The 14,667-nt window shown below is 62.8% G+C and carries 13 protein-coding genes; 9 read left to right on the top strand and 4 right to left on the bottom strand.

What is annotated here, in order from left to right; all coding sequences use genetic code 11:
- Positions 1-56: 56 nt before the first annotated feature.
- Positions 57-1,874: a translational GTPase TypA gene (gene typA, locus ACDA63_RS13150; RefSeq protein WP_373663713.1), complete on the bottom strand. Its 1,818-nt coding sequence runs from the start codon at positions 1,872-1,874 to the stop codon at positions 57-59.
- 194 nt (positions 1,875-2,068) lie between these two features.
- Between typA and ACDA63_RS13145 the strand changes: the two genes are divergently transcribed.
- From ACDA63_RS13145 to ACDA63_RS13135, 3 genes are all read left to right on the top strand, one after another.
- Positions 2,069-2,809, top strand: coding sequence for an S-methyl-5'-thioinosine phosphorylase (locus tag ACDA63_RS13145; protein ID WP_373663712.1), 741 nt, complete (start codon positions 2,069-2,071; stop codon positions 2,807-2,809).
- A 13-nt stretch (positions 2,810-2,822) separates the two neighbouring features.
- Complete coding sequence (def, locus tag ACDA63_RS13140; RefSeq protein ID WP_373663711.1) at positions 2,823-3,356, top strand: peptide deformylase; 534 nt, start codon at positions 2,823-2,825, stop codon at positions 3,354-3,356.
- 101 nt (positions 3,357-3,457) lie between these two features.
- A complete protein-coding gene (locus tag ACDA63_RS13135; protein ID WP_373663710.1) occupies positions 3,458-5,479 on the top strand; it encodes an AsmA family protein in 2,022 nt (673 codons plus the stop codon).
- A 19-nt stretch (positions 5,480-5,498) separates the two neighbouring features.
- Here the strand turns inward: ACDA63_RS13135 and ACDA63_RS13130 are convergent, their stop codons facing one another.
- The 3 genes from ACDA63_RS13130 to map form a co-directional block, all read right to left on the bottom strand.
- A complete protein-coding gene (locus ACDA63_RS13130; protein ID WP_373663709.1) occupies positions 5,499-5,936 on the bottom strand; it encodes a hypothetical protein in 438 nt (145 codons plus the stop codon).
- Positions 5,937-6,034: 98 nt separating this feature from the next.
- Entirely contained in the window at positions 6,035-8,617 is a 2,583-nt protein-coding gene (locus ACDA63_RS13125) for a [protein-PII] uridylyltransferase (protein ID WP_373663708.1), read from the bottom strand.
- A 10-nt stretch (positions 8,618-8,627) separates the two neighbouring features.
- Positions 8,628-9,536 (bottom strand): type I methionyl aminopeptidase, encoded by a 909-nt coding sequence (gene map / locus ACDA63_RS13120; protein ID WP_373663707.1) that lies wholly within the window; start codon positions 9,534-9,536, stop codon positions 8,628-8,630.
- Positions 9,537-9,774: 238 nt separating this feature from the next.
- Between map and rpsB the strand changes: the two genes are divergently transcribed.
- The 6 genes from rpsB to ACDA63_RS13090 all read left to right on the top strand — a co-directional run bounded on the left by rpsB (position 9,775) and on the right by ACDA63_RS13090 (position 14,662).
- Complete coding sequence (rpsB, locus tag ACDA63_RS13115) at positions 9,775-10,524, top strand: 30S ribosomal protein S2 (protein WP_373663706.1); 750 nt, start codon at positions 9,775-9,777, stop codon at positions 10,522-10,524.
- Positions 10,525-10,628: 104 nt separating this feature from the next.
- The gene (gene tsf / locus ACDA63_RS13110) at positions 10,629-11,519 is read left to right on the top strand and encodes a translation elongation factor Ts (protein WP_373663705.1); all 891 of its coding nucleotides are present in this window, start codon (positions 10,629-10,631) and stop codon (positions 11,517-11,519) included.
- Positions 11,520-11,536: 17 nt separating this feature from the next.
- Positions 11,537-12,250, top strand: coding sequence for a UMP kinase (gene pyrH / locus ACDA63_RS13105; protein WP_373663704.1), 714 nt, complete (start codon positions 11,537-11,539; stop codon positions 12,248-12,250).
- Positions 12,251-12,260: 10 nt separating this feature from the next.
- Positions 12,261-12,818, top strand: a complete 558-nt coding sequence (gene frr / locus ACDA63_RS13100; RefSeq protein WP_373663703.1) for a ribosome recycling factor — start codon at positions 12,261-12,263, stop codon at positions 12,816-12,818.
- 250 nt (positions 12,819-13,068) lie between these two features.
- Positions 13,069-13,860, top strand: a complete 792-nt coding sequence (uppS, locus tag ACDA63_RS13095; RefSeq protein ID WP_373663702.1) for a polyprenyl diphosphate synthase — start codon at positions 13,069-13,071, stop codon at positions 13,858-13,860.
- Entirely contained in the window at positions 13,853-14,662 is an 810-nt protein-coding gene (locus tag ACDA63_RS13090) for a phosphatidate cytidylyltransferase (RefSeq protein WP_373663701.1), read from the top strand. Before uppS ends, ACDA63_RS13090 begins: the two co-directional genes overlap by 8 nt.
- Positions 14,663-14,667: the final 5 nt, after the last annotated feature.

Below are 14,667 nucleotides of genomic sequence, written 5' to 3'. Positions count from 1 at the left end.
AAAAAAGGCCACCGTGAGGTGGCCTTTCTGTTTGTTGTGAGCCGCATGGCGCGGTATCACTCGGCGTCGGCGCGTGCAGCGCGCTTGCGCTCGTGTTCCTTCAGGTAGCGCTTGCGCAGGCGGATGTTCTGCGGCGTGATTTCCACCAGTTCGTCGTCGGCGATGAACTCGATGGCGGATTCCAGCGTGAGCTGGATCGGCGGGGTCAGCGTGACGGCCTCGTCCTTGCCGGAGGCGCGAACGTTGGTCAGTTGCTTGCCCTTGATCGGGTTTACGACCAGATCGTTGTCGCGCGAGTGGATGCCGATGATCATGCCTTCGTACAGACGGTCGCCCGGGCTGACGAACATGCGGCCACGGTCCTGCAGGTTCCACAGCGCGTAGGCCACGGCGTCGCCGTCGTTCTGCGAAATCAGCACGCCGTTGCGACGTTCGGCCATCGTGCCCGCCATGGGGCCGTAGTCGTCGAAGACGTGGCTCGCCAGGCCGGTGCCGCGCGTCAGCGTCAGGAATTCGCCCTGGAAGCCGATCAGGCCGCGCGCCGGAATGCGATATTCCAGGCGCACGCGCCCCTTGCCGTCCGGTTGCATGTCCTGCAGTTCGCCACGGCGACGGCCGAGTTCTTCCATCACGGAGCCCTGGTGGTTTTCTTCGACATCCACCGTCAGCATCTCGTACGGTTCCTGCTTTTCGCCGTTGACTTCCTTGAACACCACGCGCGGGCGGCCGACCGCCAGTTCATAGCCTTCGCGGCGCATGTTTTCGAGCAGGATGGTCAGGTGCAGTTCGCCACGGCCGGAGACTTCGAACACATCGGCGTCGTCGGTGTACTTCACGCGCAGGGCGACGTTCTTGAGGAGTTCTTTTTCGAGGCGTTCGCGGATCTGGCGGCTGGTCACGTACTTGCCTTCGCGACCGGCCAGCGGCGAGCTGTTGACGATGAAGTTCATCGTCAGCGTCGGCTCGTCGACCGCGATGGGGGCCATGCCTTCGGGCTTTTCCGGGTCGCACAGGGTGACGCCGATGCCGACCTGGTCGATACCGCTGACCAGGATGATGTCGCCGGCTTCGGCCGATTCGGCCGCCGAACGCTCCAGACCCTGGAAGGTCAGCACCTGGCTGACCTTGGCCTTGCCGCGCGATTCATCGCCGTACATGACGACGACTTCCTGGTTCGGGCGGATGCGGCCCCGCTTGATGCGGCCGATGCCGAGCTGGCCGATGTAGGTGGAATAGTCCAGCGAGCAGATCTGTACCTGCAACGGGCCTTCGGCGTCGACTTCGGGTTGCGGCACGTGTTGCAGGATGGCGTCGAACAGCGGCTTCATGTCGGTGCCCGGCTTGTCGGCGTCGAGCATGGCGTAGCCGTTCAGGGCCGAGGCGTACACGACCGGGAAGTCGAGCTGCTCTTCGGTCGCGCCCAGCTTGTCGAACAGGTCGAAGGTGTGATTGATCACCCAGTCCGGACGCGCGCCCGGACGGTCGATCTTGTTGATCACGACGATCGGCTTGAGCCCCTGGGCCAGCGCCTTGCGGGTGACGAAGCGGGTCTGCGGCATCGGGCCTTCGACGGCATCGACCAGCAGCAACACGGAGTCGACCATCGACAGCACGCGTTCGACTTCACCGCCGAAGTCGGCGTGCCCCGGGGTGTCGACGATGTTGATGTGGGTGTCGCCGTACTGGATGGCGCAGTTCTTGGCCAGGATCGTGATTCCGCGCTCGCGTTCGATATCACCGCTGTCCATCACGCGTTCGGCAACCTGCTGGTTGTCGCGGAAGGTGCCGGATTGGCGAAGAAGCTGGTCCACGAGGGTAGTCTTGCCATGGTCGACGTGGGCGATGATGGCGATGTTGCGAATGGCGCGGGTCATGTGTTGTTGGGGGAGGCCGTTGATTTGAAAAAGCTTTCCATTCTACCACGCGGAGCGGGCACGAATGGCGCGTTGTGTATCCAAACGATTCAGCGCACGCGGGCCTTACAAGGCCTTTTCGGCGTGTCGGGCAGGCGCGCGACAGAACGCAAACAGGCTTTTAGAATGGCGCAACATTCATTACAGGAATTCTGATGCTAGCAATCATTGGCGGTAGCGGCCTGTCGAAATTGTCCAGCCTGGCGGTGGAGCGTCGTGAAGTCGTGCGCACACCTTTTGGCGAGCCCTCGGGCGCCCTGTTGTTCGGCCATGTCTGCGATCAGCCGACCGTATTCCTGGCCCGGCACGGCTACGGGCACACGGTGCCGCCGCATAAGGTCAATTACCGCGCCAACATCTGGGCGCTGCGCGAGGCCGGCGCCAAGTCCGTGCTGTCCGTGGCGTCGGTCGGTGGCATTCGCGCCGACCTCGTTCCAGGTTCGCTGGTGGTGCCGCATCAGATCATCGATTACACCTGGGACCGCCAGAACAGTTTCTTCGATGGCGGCGATACGCCGGTCGTGCATGTCGACTTCACCGAGCCGTATGACGCTGACCTTCGCCAGCGCATTCTCCGCGCCGGCGCGCAAGCGGGGGAAGCCTTGTTCGATGGTTCGATCTATGCCGCCACGCAGGGCCCGCGCCTGGAAACCGCCGCCGAGATCAATCGTTATGAGCGCGACGGTGCCGACATCGTTGGCATGACCGGCATGCCTGAAGCCGTGCTGGCGCGTGAACTGGAATTGCCTTATGCAGCGCTGGCGATGGTGGTGAATTTCGCCGCCGGTCGCGGAGAAAGCCGCAACGGCGTGCATCTGCAGAACATGACACAGACGGCACAGGGCATCATCGCCCGGGTGCATAACGTGCTGCAGCACATGTGTCTGGATTGCTGAGCCGGAGACCGCGATGATCCATGAAGTTCTCAAGATGGGCGACCCGCGCCTGCTGCGCCGCGCCCAGCCCGTGACACAGTTCGACACGCCGGAACTGCATGCGTTGGTGGCCGACATGTTCGAGACCATGGCGCACTTGTCGGGCGCCGGGCTCGCTGCGCCGCAGATTGGTGTGGACCTGCGATTGGTGATCTTTGGATTCGCGTCGAATGCACGCTATCCGCAAGCGCATGCCGTGCCCGAAACCGTCCTCATCAATCCGGTGCTCGAACCGCTTTCGGACGAAATGGAAGAGGGCTGGGAGGGGTGCCTTTCGGTGCCGGGCCTGCGCGGAGTGGTGCCGCGCTACCTGCGCTTGCGCTACAGCGGATTCGACCAGTTCGGTAGGCCTGTCGAGCGCGTGGCTGAGGGTTTTCATGCGCGCGTCGTGCAGCATGAGTGCGACCACCTCGATGGCATTCTCTATCCGATGCGCATCACAGATTTCTCTCGCTTCGGTTTCACCGACGTGCTGTTCCCGGAATTGGCAGGGCAGCCGGACGACTGACACGGTCCTGTAGTCCAAAGGCCGACACGCGCGATCCGCCAGGTATGGCGCGTGCGACCATCTGCGCACTTCCCCCGATGCAACAACAAAGGAGGCTGCGCATGCGCACGCACGCCATCGCCAAGGGATTGCTGTGGTTGGTCGTCACGCTGATCGCATTGCTGGCCGTGGCGGTTGTCGTGATCCTCACGTTCGACTGGAATCGCACGCGCGGCTGGATTGGCGAGAAAGTCTCGGAGGCCACGGGCCGGGAGGTGGTCATCCATGGGGATTTGACCCTGCACTGGACGCGCCCCTCGCCAAACGAGATCGGCCTGGCGCGATGGGTGCCCATGCCCCGCCTCGAAGCGCGCGACGTCACGATGAGCAACGCGCAGTGGGCCAGCGAGCCGCTGATGGCGCGCGTCGACTCGCTGGTCTTTCTCTTGCGGCCCGTACCGCTCCTCAACAAGAACCTGATCTTCAGAGAGATCGCCGTTGCGTCGCCCGACGTGAATCTCCAGCGGCTGAAGGATGGCCGCAACAACTGGACGCTGACGCCGCGGCAGGCCTCGTCGGGTCCGAGTCGATGGCGCGTCCAGGTGGAGAATGTCGTCCTGCGCCAGGGGCATCTGACCTACGACGACGCGCAGGGCGACATGGCGTTCGATGTCACCGCGCAGACCTTGCCGGCGGACGCTGCGCCCTACGGGATCGGTTTTGCCGTGAAGGGGCGCTACCACAAGGGCACGATCGAAGGTACCGGGCGAGGCGGCGCGGTGCTGGCCTTGCAGGACCCGTCCCGGCCGTTTCCGGTGGAGGGCAAGGTCAAGATCGGTTCGACGCACGTCGACCTGGCCGGCACCTTGTCCAATCCGGCTCACCTTACGGGGCTGGACATGCGCCTGAAGGTGTCAGGTGTGAGCATGTCGCAGCTCTATCCGCTGACAGGCATCACGCTGCCCGATACGCCGCCCTACACGACGCAGGGCCGCTTGATCGGAACGCTCGCGAGCCAGGGCGGTACCTGGAAGTACGAGAATTTCACGGGGCGTGTCGGCGGCAGCGACTTGTCGGGCACCATCCAGTTCGCCGCGCGGCAGCCGCGCCCGCAACTGACGGGCACGCTGCTATCGAAGACCCTGCGCTTCGAGGATCTGGGCCCGTTGATCGGCGCAGACTCGGACGCCGAAAAAGCCGCGCGTGAAGCGCCGCCGCAGAAAAAGCGTCCGGGCAAGGTGCTGCCGGACGAGCCTTTCCGTGTCGAGCGCTGGGACAAGATCGACGCGGACGTGCGCTTTACCGGGCAGCACATTGTGCGCGACGAAAATCTGCCCATCGATCGGCTCACCACGCATCTGATCCTGAAGGATGGCGTTCTGACGCTCGACCCTCTGGATTTCGCCATGGCGGGCGGCAATTTCACCAGCAAGATCACGCTCGATTCCGGCGCCAAGCCCATAAAGACCACGTTGCGCGCGGACGTGCGCCGCCTGCAATTGAAGCAGTTGTTTCCGAAGGTGGACAGCATGCGGGGCAGTGTGGGGCAGGTGAATGGCGATATTGCACTATCGGCCCAGGGCGATTCGGTGGCCTCGATGCTGGGAGGCTCGAACGGTGAGATGCGTTTGCTCGTCAATCAGGGCAGCTTCAGCAAGTTCTTGCTGGAAGCCGCGGGGCTGAACGTCGGCAGCGTCGTCGTCACCAAGCTGTTCGGCGACAAACAGGTGAAACTCAATTGCCTGGCAGGAGATTTTGCCGTGCGGGACGGCGTGGCGCGCACGCGCGACTTCATCTTCGACACTGAGGATGCCTACATCACCGTGGATGGTGCGGTCGACTTCAAGACCGAACAACTGGATTTCACGATCAAGCCGGAGCAGAAGGGCGTGCGCATCGTGTCGCTGCGCGCACCGTTGTACGTCAAGGGCACGCTGGGAGACCCAAAGGTATCGGTCAATGCGGGGGTGGTGGCGCTCAAGGCAGGCGGCGCGGTTGCGTTGGCCTTGTTGGCGCCGGTAGCGACGGCCATCCTGCCGTTAACGAATATCCCGACCGAGCAGGCAGCGGATTGCTCGGCCGCGTTGGCGAGGATGAATCACAAGGCCAAGGCACCGCCCGCAGGAAAGCGCTCCAGCCCTTGATTGCGCGTGCCGCCGCGAATCAGTCCGACGCCGTTGCCAGCTTCGGCTTGGAGCGAAGCAGTGCTCCGATGACGAGGATGGTGATGGCCACGCTCAGCAAGGTCGGGAGTGCGAAGAAATAGAGGCTATTGACGACGCACAGTGCGACGTAGCCGATGAGCAGGGTGAGCATCAGCGGCCGCGCGTGGGCGGGTTCACGTTCGACCAGGGAGCCCATCTGCCAGGCCAATACGCCAAGAACGAAAAGCCACACGCTGACCAGCAGGCCGAATCCGAAGTACGTGTCCCAGTAACTGTGAGTGGTGCCCCCGAAATCGAAGTCATGGCTGCGCATCATGTACAGCACGAGGCCTTCGAGGCTGTCGCGGGCGTGGATGGTGTAGAGCGCCCAAGTGTGGGCGATACCGTAGAGCAGGGTGGTAATGGCTGCAAGGCGCAGCGCAAAGGAGGGGCGCATTCGGGACTCCGTCGGGGCTGCGACGTGGACTGCGCGCGCAGCCAGAAGTGCCGCGCCGGCCGTCGGAAAGCCTGCCGCTCGACGGATGGTCGTAGGCGTTAAACGCGCAGACGCTCGATGAGATCCGATTCGAGCTGCACGAGGCGGCCGCTATGGTCGAGCGCCGGACCGCTCACGAGGAACGTATCTTCCGCTCGCTCCCCCAACGTGGCGATCTTGGCGGTATGGATGTTGATGCCGTGCTCGGCCAGTGTGCGGGCCACCGTGTAGAGCAGGCCGGGACGGTCGGCGGCCACGATCGACAGAATGAAGTGCTGTCCCCGTTCGTCCGGCTGCAGCGACACGGCCGGCGCGATGGGAAAGTGCTTCAACTGGCGAGAAATCCGCCCGTTCGAGGGGGTGTCCAACTCGCCCTGGCGAGTGAGGCGCTCAGTCAGTTCATGTTCGATGAAGGCAATCACATCCCGGTAATCGGGCGTGTGGCCCGGATCGAGCACGATGAAGCTGTCGAGCGCGTAACCGTGGTTGGTGGTGTGGATCTTGGCATCCAGGATGCTGTAGCCAAGCTTGGCAAAGAAGCCGCAAAGCCGCGCGAACAAATCCTTCTGGTCGCGCGTATAGACCATCACCTGCAAGCCTTCTTCGATGCGACTGGGGCGCGCCTTGACCACCGGCACATCGGTATTGGGCCGGTAGTACAGCATGCGTGCGTGCCAGGCGATCTCTTCGCCGTCGTGCCGCATGAAGTACACGGTATCGAGATCGTTCCAGAGCGCTTTCTCGACACCATCCTGCAAGCCGAAGAAGCGCAGACGTTGCCGTGCCTGTTGCTGGCGTTCCTCGACCCCTTGCGCTTGCTCGGGTGTGTCGCCCTGTAGCAGTTTGCGGGTGATGAGAAAGAGGTCTTCCAGGAGCTTGGCCTTCCAGCCGTTCCACACCTTGGGGCTGGTGCCGCGGATGTCGGCATGGGTCAGGATGTAGAGCGCCGTGAGCCGGCGTTCGTTGCCGACCAGGTTGGCAAAGTTGCGGATCACCTCTGGGTCGGCAAGATCCTGCTTCTGCGCCACTTGCGACATCGTCAGGTGATGCTCCACCAGCCACACGACGAGATCGGTGTCCTCCCGCCAAAGATCATGCGTGCGACAGAAGCGGCGGGCGTCGGCCATGCCGAGCTTGGAGTGGTCGCCGCCGCGGCCCTTGGCGATGTCGTGGAACAGCGCCGCGATGTAGAGCAGCCAGGGGCGCTCAAGGCCCGAGAACAGGCGCGTGAGCAGCGGGTACTCGTGGGCGTGCTCTTCGAGCGCAAAGCGGCGAACATTGCGCAGCACCTGCAGGATGTGCTGATCCACCGTGTAGACGTGGAACAGGTCGTGCTGCATCTGCCCGACGATACGACCGAACGCTGGAATGTAGGCGCCCAGGATTTCGTACTGGTTCATACGCCGGAATTCGTGCGTCTGCCCGTGCGGCGCGCGCAGGATATCGAGAAACAGCGCGTGATTGACCGGGTCGCGCCGGAATTTGGCGTCAATGAGCTTACGGCCGCGCCACAGCGCGCGCAGCGTTCGTACGCTCATGCCTTGCAGCTCGCGCGTCTGCATCATCAGCAGAAAGGCTTCGAGCAGCGCACTCGGATGGCGGACGAAAACCTCGTCGTCGACGATGTCGAGCAGTTCACCTTCGGCCTGGAAGCGCTCGTTGATCGGGCGCGTCTGGCATGCGGCCAGCGGCTGGTAACGGGTGGCAAGGTTCTGCAGCAGGATGGTGTTGAGTTGCGTGATCTGCTTTGCCACGCGGTAGTAGCGCTGCATCATGCGTTCCGAGGCACGCTTGCCGCCGCTGGCGGCGATGCCCGCGGATTGGGCCAGCGCTTCCTGGAAGTCGAAAATCAGCCGGTCTTCGCGCCGCCCGGCGATGTAGTGCATGCGGATGCGCACGAGTTGCATGAAGCGCTCGGCGCTGCGCAGTTCTGTCGCAGTGCTGGCGTTGATCAGCCCGTTGGCCGCCATCTGCTTCCAGGTCGTGCCCAGACCGGCCGCGAGCGACACCCAGACCATCACCTGCAGATCACGCAGTCCGCCAGGGCTTTCCTTGCAGTTCGGCTCCAGCGAATAGGGTGTGTGGTTGAAGCGGTTGTAGCGTTGTTCCTGCTCGGCACGCTTGGCGTGGAAAAACGCTTCGGAATCGAAGTCGGAACACAGCCTGCGCGTGAATGTCTTGTACAGCGGCACGCTACCCGTCAGGCGGCGCGATTCGAGCAGATTGGTCTGGATAGTGACGTCGCGGGATGCTTCGGACAGGCATTCGTCGATGGTGCGCACGCTGTGGCCGATTTCCAGCCCGAGATCCCACAGCAGGCCGATGAAGCGCTCGATGTGCTGGCGCAGCGAATCGTCCGGCTCGTCCGCGAGCAGTACGAGGATATCGACGTCGGAGTACGGATACAGCTCACCGCGGCCGTAGCCGCCCACGGCCACCAGCGTGGCGCTTTCGGGCAATTCGCATAATGCCCACAGTTCGGAGAGGACACTGTCGACCAGCTTGCAGCGCCCATGCAACAGCCGGGCCGGGCGCGGACTTGCTTCGAATTCGGCGCGCAGCGTGCGTTGGCCTTCGGTGAGGCGGGCGCGCAGGGCGGCGAGGTTCGTGCGGGGAATCTCCGCGCTGGCCGGGGCATTCATGCAGCAGTCCTCAGGCAGCGACGGCGCTGGCCAGCTTGATGTCCGGGCGTTCCAGTACCCATGCCGGCGGGGGCGGCGAGCCGGCCGAGAGGGTCAGGACTTCGACGCCTTCGGCGGTCACGACCACGGTGTGTTCCCATTGAGCCGACAGCGAGCGGTCGCGCGTGACGATCGTCCAGCCGTCCGGCAGTTCGGAGATGGCCGCCTTGCCGGCGTTGATCATCGGCTCGATGGTGAAGATCATGCCTTCGCGCAGTTCAACGCCAGTGCCCGGGCGGCCGTAGTGCACCACCTGCGGTTCTTCGTGGAAGTTACGGCCGATGCCGTGGCCGCAGAATTCGCGCACGATCGAATAGCCGGACGACTCGCCCAGCTTCTGGATGACATGGCCGATGTCGCCAAGGCGTGCGCCCGGGCGTACCTGACCGATGCCTTGCCACATGCATTCGTAGGTCACCTGCGTCAGTCGTTTGGCCTGGATGCTGGCGTCGCCCACGATGAACATGCGGCTGGTGTCGCCAAAGAAACCGTCCGGCGTGATGACTGTGACGTCGATGTTCAGCACGTCGCCGCGCTTGAGCGCCTTGTTGTTGGGGATGCCGTGGCAGACGACGTGATTGACGGAGGTACAGATCGACTTGGGGTAGGGGGTGTATCCCGGCGGCGCGTAGTTCAGCGTGGCAGAGACGGTGCCCTGTTGTTTCATGTATTCGCTGGACAGTCGGTCGAGCTCTTCGGTGGTCACGCCGGGTTGCACATGCGGCGTGAGATGGTCGAGGACTTCCGATGCGAGCCGGCAGGCTACGCGCATCTTGGCGATTTCGTCGGGGGTTTTGATATTGATGCTGCCCATGCTGCGGCGCGTTCCGTAGTTTTGTGGTAAGCGATCAAGGCTAGCGCTTTTGCGGCCCTGCGGCAATCGTCGCGGCCGTCATCAGTGTGCTTTGGTTGAGGTTTTCGACTTGAGCGAAGGGGCTGCTCGCTGATACACTAGCGGGCTAAGTCGATCCGGAGTTTATCGGGTCGGCTAATTCGCACGCCCACGATTTACCGGGTTCGCTTCCCAGATGGGGGCGATAAGGCTCCAGCCAAGACTGCAAAGCAGGGCTGGAGCGTCGCGGGCGGAGGTCAAAACCCTTGTAACTGGAGTTACACACATGTCTGTCACGATGCGTCAGATGCTGGAAGCGGGTGTCCATTTCGGTCACCAGACCCGTTTCTGGAACCCCAAGATGGCCCCGTATATCTTTGGTCATCGCAACAAGATTCACATCGTCAACCTGGAGAAGACCCTCCAGAAGTACAACGAAGCCATGGCTTTCGTGAAGAAGCTGGCGTCCAACCGCGGTACCATCCTCTTCGTTGGTACCAAGCGTCAGGCTCGCGAAATCCTGGCCGAAGAAGCGCAACGCTGCGACATGCCGTACGTCGATGAGCGCTGGCTGGGCGGCATGCTCACGAACTTCAAGACCGTGAAGGGTTCGCTCAAGCGCCTGAAGGATATGGAGCAGATGTTCGAAGACGGTTCGATCGAACGCCTGTCGAAGAAAGAAGCCCTGATGACCCAGCGCGAGCTGGCCAAACTGCAGAAGAGCCTGGGCGGCATCAAGGAAATGAACGGCCTGCCCGACGCGCTGTTCGTGATCGACGTTGGCTACCACAAGATCGCCATCACCGAAGCCCAGAAGCTGGGTATCCCGGTCGTGGCCGTGGTCGATACCAACCACTCGCCGGACGGCGTCGATTATGTCATCCCGGGTAACGACGACTCGTCGCGCGCGATCCGCCTGTACGCTCAAGGCGTGGCTGACGCCGTGCTGGAAGGCAAGAGCCAGGTCGTGGCCGACCTCGTTGCTGCAACTTCCGACGAGTTCGTCGAAGTGCAGGACAGCGCTGAGCAGCAGTAATACAGCATTGCAGTACCGCGGCGCCCGTCCGGGCGTTGCGGTGCGAGCGGCCCCCGTCCTGGGGGCTCGTTCCCAAGAATTTCAATCTAGATTCAGGAGTTAGCATGGCGGCAATCACTGCAAGCATGGTCGGCGAGCTGCGCGCGAAGACCGATGCACCCATGATGGAATGCAAGAAGGCCTTGACCGAAGCCGATGGCGACATGGGCAAGGCCGAAGAAATCCTGCGCATCAAGCTGGGCAACAAGGCTGGCAAGGCCGCAGCCCGCGTCACGGCTGAAGGCGTGGTCGGCACCTATATTTCGGCCGATGGCAAGTTGGCCGCGATCGTCGAAGTGAACTGCGAAACCGACTTCGTCGCCAAGAACGACGACTTCCTCGCCTTCACCAAGAGCGTCGCTCAGTTGGTCGCGGAAAAGAACCCGGTCGACGTCGAAGCCCTGTCGGCTCTGCCGCTGGAAGGCTCGACGGTCGACGCCGTGCGCGTTGCGCTGGTCGGCAAGATCGGCGAGAACATCTCGGTTCGCCGCTTCGTCCGCATCGAAGCCAAGGGCCAGGTGGCCCAGTACATCCACGGCGGCGCCAAGATCGGCGTGCTGGTCGACCTGGTCGGTGGCGCCGATGATCTGGCTCGCGACATCGCCATGCACATCGCCGCCAGCAAGCCCAAGGCCCTGAGCGCCGAAGGCGTGGCGCAAGAACTGATCGACACCGAGCGTCGCGTGGCCCTGGAAAAGGCCAAGGAAGCCGGCAAGCCGGAAGCGATGCTGGAAAAGATCGCCGAAGGTTCGGTGCAGAAGTTCCTGAAGGAAGTCACCCTGTTGGGTCAGCCCTTCGTCAAGGACGACAAGCAGACCATCGACCAGTTGCTCAAGTCGAAGTCTGCCTCGGTGTCGAGCTTCACCCTGTACGTGGTGGGCGAAGGCATCGAGAAGAAGGTGACCGACTTCGCCGCTGAAGTCGCTGCGCAGCAAGCCGCTGCTCAAGCGCGCTAAGGCGGGGGGTCCAGCACATGGCCGCTGCCTATAAACGAATCCTGCTCAAGCTCTCGGGCGAGGCCCTCATGGGGGACGACGCCTACGGCATCAACCAAAGCGTCGTATCGGGTATCGTTGCCGACGTTGCCGAAGTCTCCCGCCTGGGCGTGGAAGTCGGCATCGTCATCGGCGGCGGCAATATTTTCCGCGGCATGGCCGGTGCGGCCTCCGGCATGGACCGGGCTACCGCGGACTACATGGGCATGCTGGCCACCATCATGAACGCCATGGCGCTGGCAGACGCTTTCCGCGTTGCCGGCGTCACTGCGCGCGTTCAGTCCGCCCTCAAGTGTGATCAGGTCGTCGAGCCGTACATCCGTGGCAAGGCGATCCGCTATCTCGAAGAAGGGCGCATCGTGATCTTTGCCGCCGGTACGGGCAATCCGTTCTTCACGACCGATACAGCAGCCGCGTTGCGCGGTGTGGAAATCGGCGCCGAGGTGGTGCTCAAGGCGACCAAGGTTGACGGTATTTACACCGCCGACCCCAAGAAAGATCCGGCCGCCACGCGTTACGCGACGGTCAATTTCGATGAAGCAATTTCGCGCAACCTGCAGGTCATGGATGCCACGGCTTTTGCGCTGTGCCGCGACCAGAAGTTGCCGATCAAGGTTTTCAGTATTTTCAAGCCGGGTGCGTTGCGTCGCGTCGTGATGGGCGAGGACGAAGGCACGCTGGTGCATATCTGAGGGGCGGAAGATGATTCCCGAGTTGAAGAAGACCACTGAAGGCAAGATGCAGAAGTCCATCGAGGCGCTCAAGAACGACCTCGGCAAGGTGCGCACCGGTCGCGCCAGCACGGGTCTGCTCGATCACGTGATGGTCGATTACTACGGCAACCCGACCCCGATCCCGCAAGTCGCCAACGTGACGCTGGTCGATGCGCGCACGCTGGGCGTGCAGCCGTGGGAAAAGAACATGGTTGCCAAGGTCGAGAAGGCCATTCGCGATTCCGACCTGGGGCTGAACCCGGCCACCGTTGGCGACCTGGTGCGCGTGCCGATGCCCGCGCTGACTGAAGAGCGTCGCAAGGATCTGATCAAGGTTGTGCGTGGCGAAGGCGAAAACGCCAAGGTGGCCGTGCGCAATCTGCGTCGCGATGCCAATTCGGCGCTCAAGGATGCCGTCAAGGCCAAGGAGATCTCCGAGGATGACGAGCGCCGCGCGCAGGACGACGTGCAGAAGTTGACCGACAAGTCGATCGCCGAGATCGACCGGCTGCTGGCACAGAAGGAACAAGAACTGATGCAGGTATAGTTCCAGTCTCGCCCGTGCCGGACGACGATGGGTCTCATCGCGGATCGGCAACGCGGGATGTTGGGGTGGGTGTCGACAGGCACCGGGCGGGCAGGAAGCAATCCGGGTGTGGGCCGCAAGGTCTGCGCAGACGGGGCGTCCGGCCCGCATTTGTTTTGTAGGTCCGTGCGAGCCTGTGCGGACATCTGTCGCCGTCTCACCGTGTGTTCAATGCGGCCGGCCGCTGCCCGCCTAGCACCGAGTTCTCGTCATGCCCTTGTCGCGTTTCATCAGTTCTACACGCGAGATTCCTCCGGCCGGCGCCATGCCGCGTCACATTGCCATCGTGATGGACGGCAACGGACGCTGGGCCAGGAAACGCTTTCTGCCGCGCATTGCCGGCCACAAGCGCGGCGTCGATACGGTGCGAGCCATGGTGAAGCGCTGCATCGCGTTGGGCGTGGAACACCTTACTCTGTTTGCCTTCAGTTCCGAAAACTGGCGCCGACCGCCCGACGAGGTCGCCTTTCTCATGAAGCTGTTCCTGCAGGTCCTGAGCGACACCGCTTCGCGCCTGCACCGCAACAATGTGCGGCTGCGCATCATCGGCGACCTTTCGCGTTTTGATGATCAACTCGTCAAGGCGGTGCGCGAAGCCGAAGCGCTGACTGCCGGTAATACGGCACTGACCTTGTCGATTGCCGCCAATTACGGCGGCCGCTGGGACATCCTCAACGCGGTCAATCGCATGGTCGAGGCGCATCCGGAAAAGCGTGGTCGCTTTACCGAAGACGATCTGGCCCCGTACCTTGCACTGGCCGACGCCCCCGAGCCCGATCTTTTCATTCGTACGGGCGGCGAAGAGCGGGTGAGCAACTTCCTGCTCTGGCAGATGGCCTATACCGAGTTCTATTTCACCGACAAGTTGTGGCCGGATTTCGACGATGCCGCACTGGACGAGGCCATCCGTTCGTTCCAGCAGCGTGAGCGTCGTTTCGGTCGAACCAGCCAGCAACTCGTCGAAGACAACAACAAACATCCGGACTCCGCCGAACATGCTTAAATCCCGCGTCCTGACCGCCATCGTTCTGGCTGTCGCCCTGCTGGCTGCGATTTTCGCGCTGCCCGTGAAAATCCTCGGCCTGCTCGTCGGTGCCATCGTGTGGCTGGCGGTCGGTGAGTGGGCTCGTCTCGTCAAGATGGAACGCCTGGGCGGCATGATGTTCCAGACCATCATCGCGCTGATCGTGATCTGGTATGGACTGGCGGACCCGTCGGTCAACCGCGGCATGCTGTTGATGCTGATCTTCCTGTGCGCGCTGTCGTTCTGGATCCTGACGGCCCCGGGCTTGCTGAAGTTGTTCATGCCGCTGGGCTCCGGCTACGTGGCCTATCTGATCGGCGCGACCGTGTTCATTCCGGCCGGCATCGCCATGATCTTCCTCGTCCAGGTCAGTCCGTGGATGCTGCTGGCCGCGCTGGCGCCCGTGTGGATTGCCGATATCGCCGCCTTTTTCGTTGGACGCGCCTTCGGCCGCCGCAAGCTCGCGCCGACCATCAGCCCCGGCAAGAGCTGGGAAGGCGCCATCGGCGCCGTGGCGGCCGTGGTCATTTACGCCATCCTGCTGTGGGCCCTTGTGCCTGCAATTGCCTCGCGGGCAAGCATTTCTCTCATGATCCTCATCGCCATCGTCTATACCGCGATGAGCGTCGTGGGAGATCTTTTTGAATCCATGGTCAAGCGCCATGCCGGGGTGAAGGACAGCGGAACGCTGTTGCCCGGCCACGGCGGCATTCTCGACCGCATCGACAGCGTGCTGCCCACCCTTCCGCTTGCCGCAGCGCTGGTGGTGTGGCTGCACTGAGCGTT

The organism is Uliginosibacterium sp. sgz301328 (assembly GCF_041807905.1).
Taxonomy (GTDB): Bacteria; Pseudomonadota; Gammaproteobacteria; order Burkholderiales; family Rhodocyclaceae; genus JBGVSA01.
The sequence above is the reverse complement of the archived record's forward strand: the minus strand, read 5'-3'. Positions and strand labels throughout refer to the sequence as shown.

Excerpts from the sequence above, each read along its gene's own strand:
- uppS (WP_373663702.1), top strand. The coding sequence starts at position 13,069 with ATGCCCTTGTCGCGTTTCATCAGTTCTACACGCGAGATTCCTCCGGCC.
- ACDA63_RS13145 (WP_373663712.1), top strand. The coding sequence starts at position 2,069 with ATGCTAGCAATCATTGGCGGTAGCGGCCTGTCGAAATTGTCCAGCCTG.
- ACDA63_RS13135 (WP_373663710.1), top strand. The coding sequence starts at position 3,458 with ATGCGCACGCACGCCATCGCCAAGGGATTGCTGTGGTTGGTCGTCACG.
- frr (WP_373663703.1), top strand. The coding sequence starts at position 12,261 with ATGATTCCCGAGTTGAAGAAGACCACTGAAGGCAAGATGCAGAAGTCC.
- ACDA63_RS13130 (WP_373663709.1), bottom strand. The coding sequence starts at position 5,936 with ATGCGCCCCTCCTTTGCGCTGCGCCTTGCAGCCATTACCACCCTGCTC.
- tsf (WP_373663705.1), top strand. The coding sequence starts at position 10,629 with ATGGCGGCAATCACTGCAAGCATGGTCGGCGAGCTGCGCGCGAAGACC.
- pyrH (WP_373663704.1), top strand. The coding sequence starts at position 11,537 with ATGGCCGCTGCCTATAAACGAATCCTGCTCAAGCTCTCGGGCGAGGCC.
- rpsB (WP_373663706.1), top strand. The coding sequence starts at position 9,775 with ATGTCTGTCACGATGCGTCAGATGCTGGAAGCGGGTGTCCATTTCGGT.
- ACDA63_RS13090 (WP_373663701.1), top strand. The coding sequence starts at position 13,853 with ATGCTTAAATCCCGCGTCCTGACCGCCATCGTTCTGGCTGTCGCCCTG.
- def (WP_373663711.1), top strand. The coding sequence starts at position 2,823 with ATGATCCATGAAGTTCTCAAGATGGGCGACCCGCGCCTGCTGCGCCGC.
- ACDA63_RS13125 (WP_373663708.1), bottom strand. The coding sequence starts at position 8,617 with ATGAATGCCCCGGCCAGCGCGGAGATTCCCCGCACGAACCTCGCCGCC.
- typA (WP_373663713.1), bottom strand. The coding sequence starts at position 1,874 with ATGACCCGCGCCATTCGCAACATCGCCATCATCGCCCACGTCGACCAT.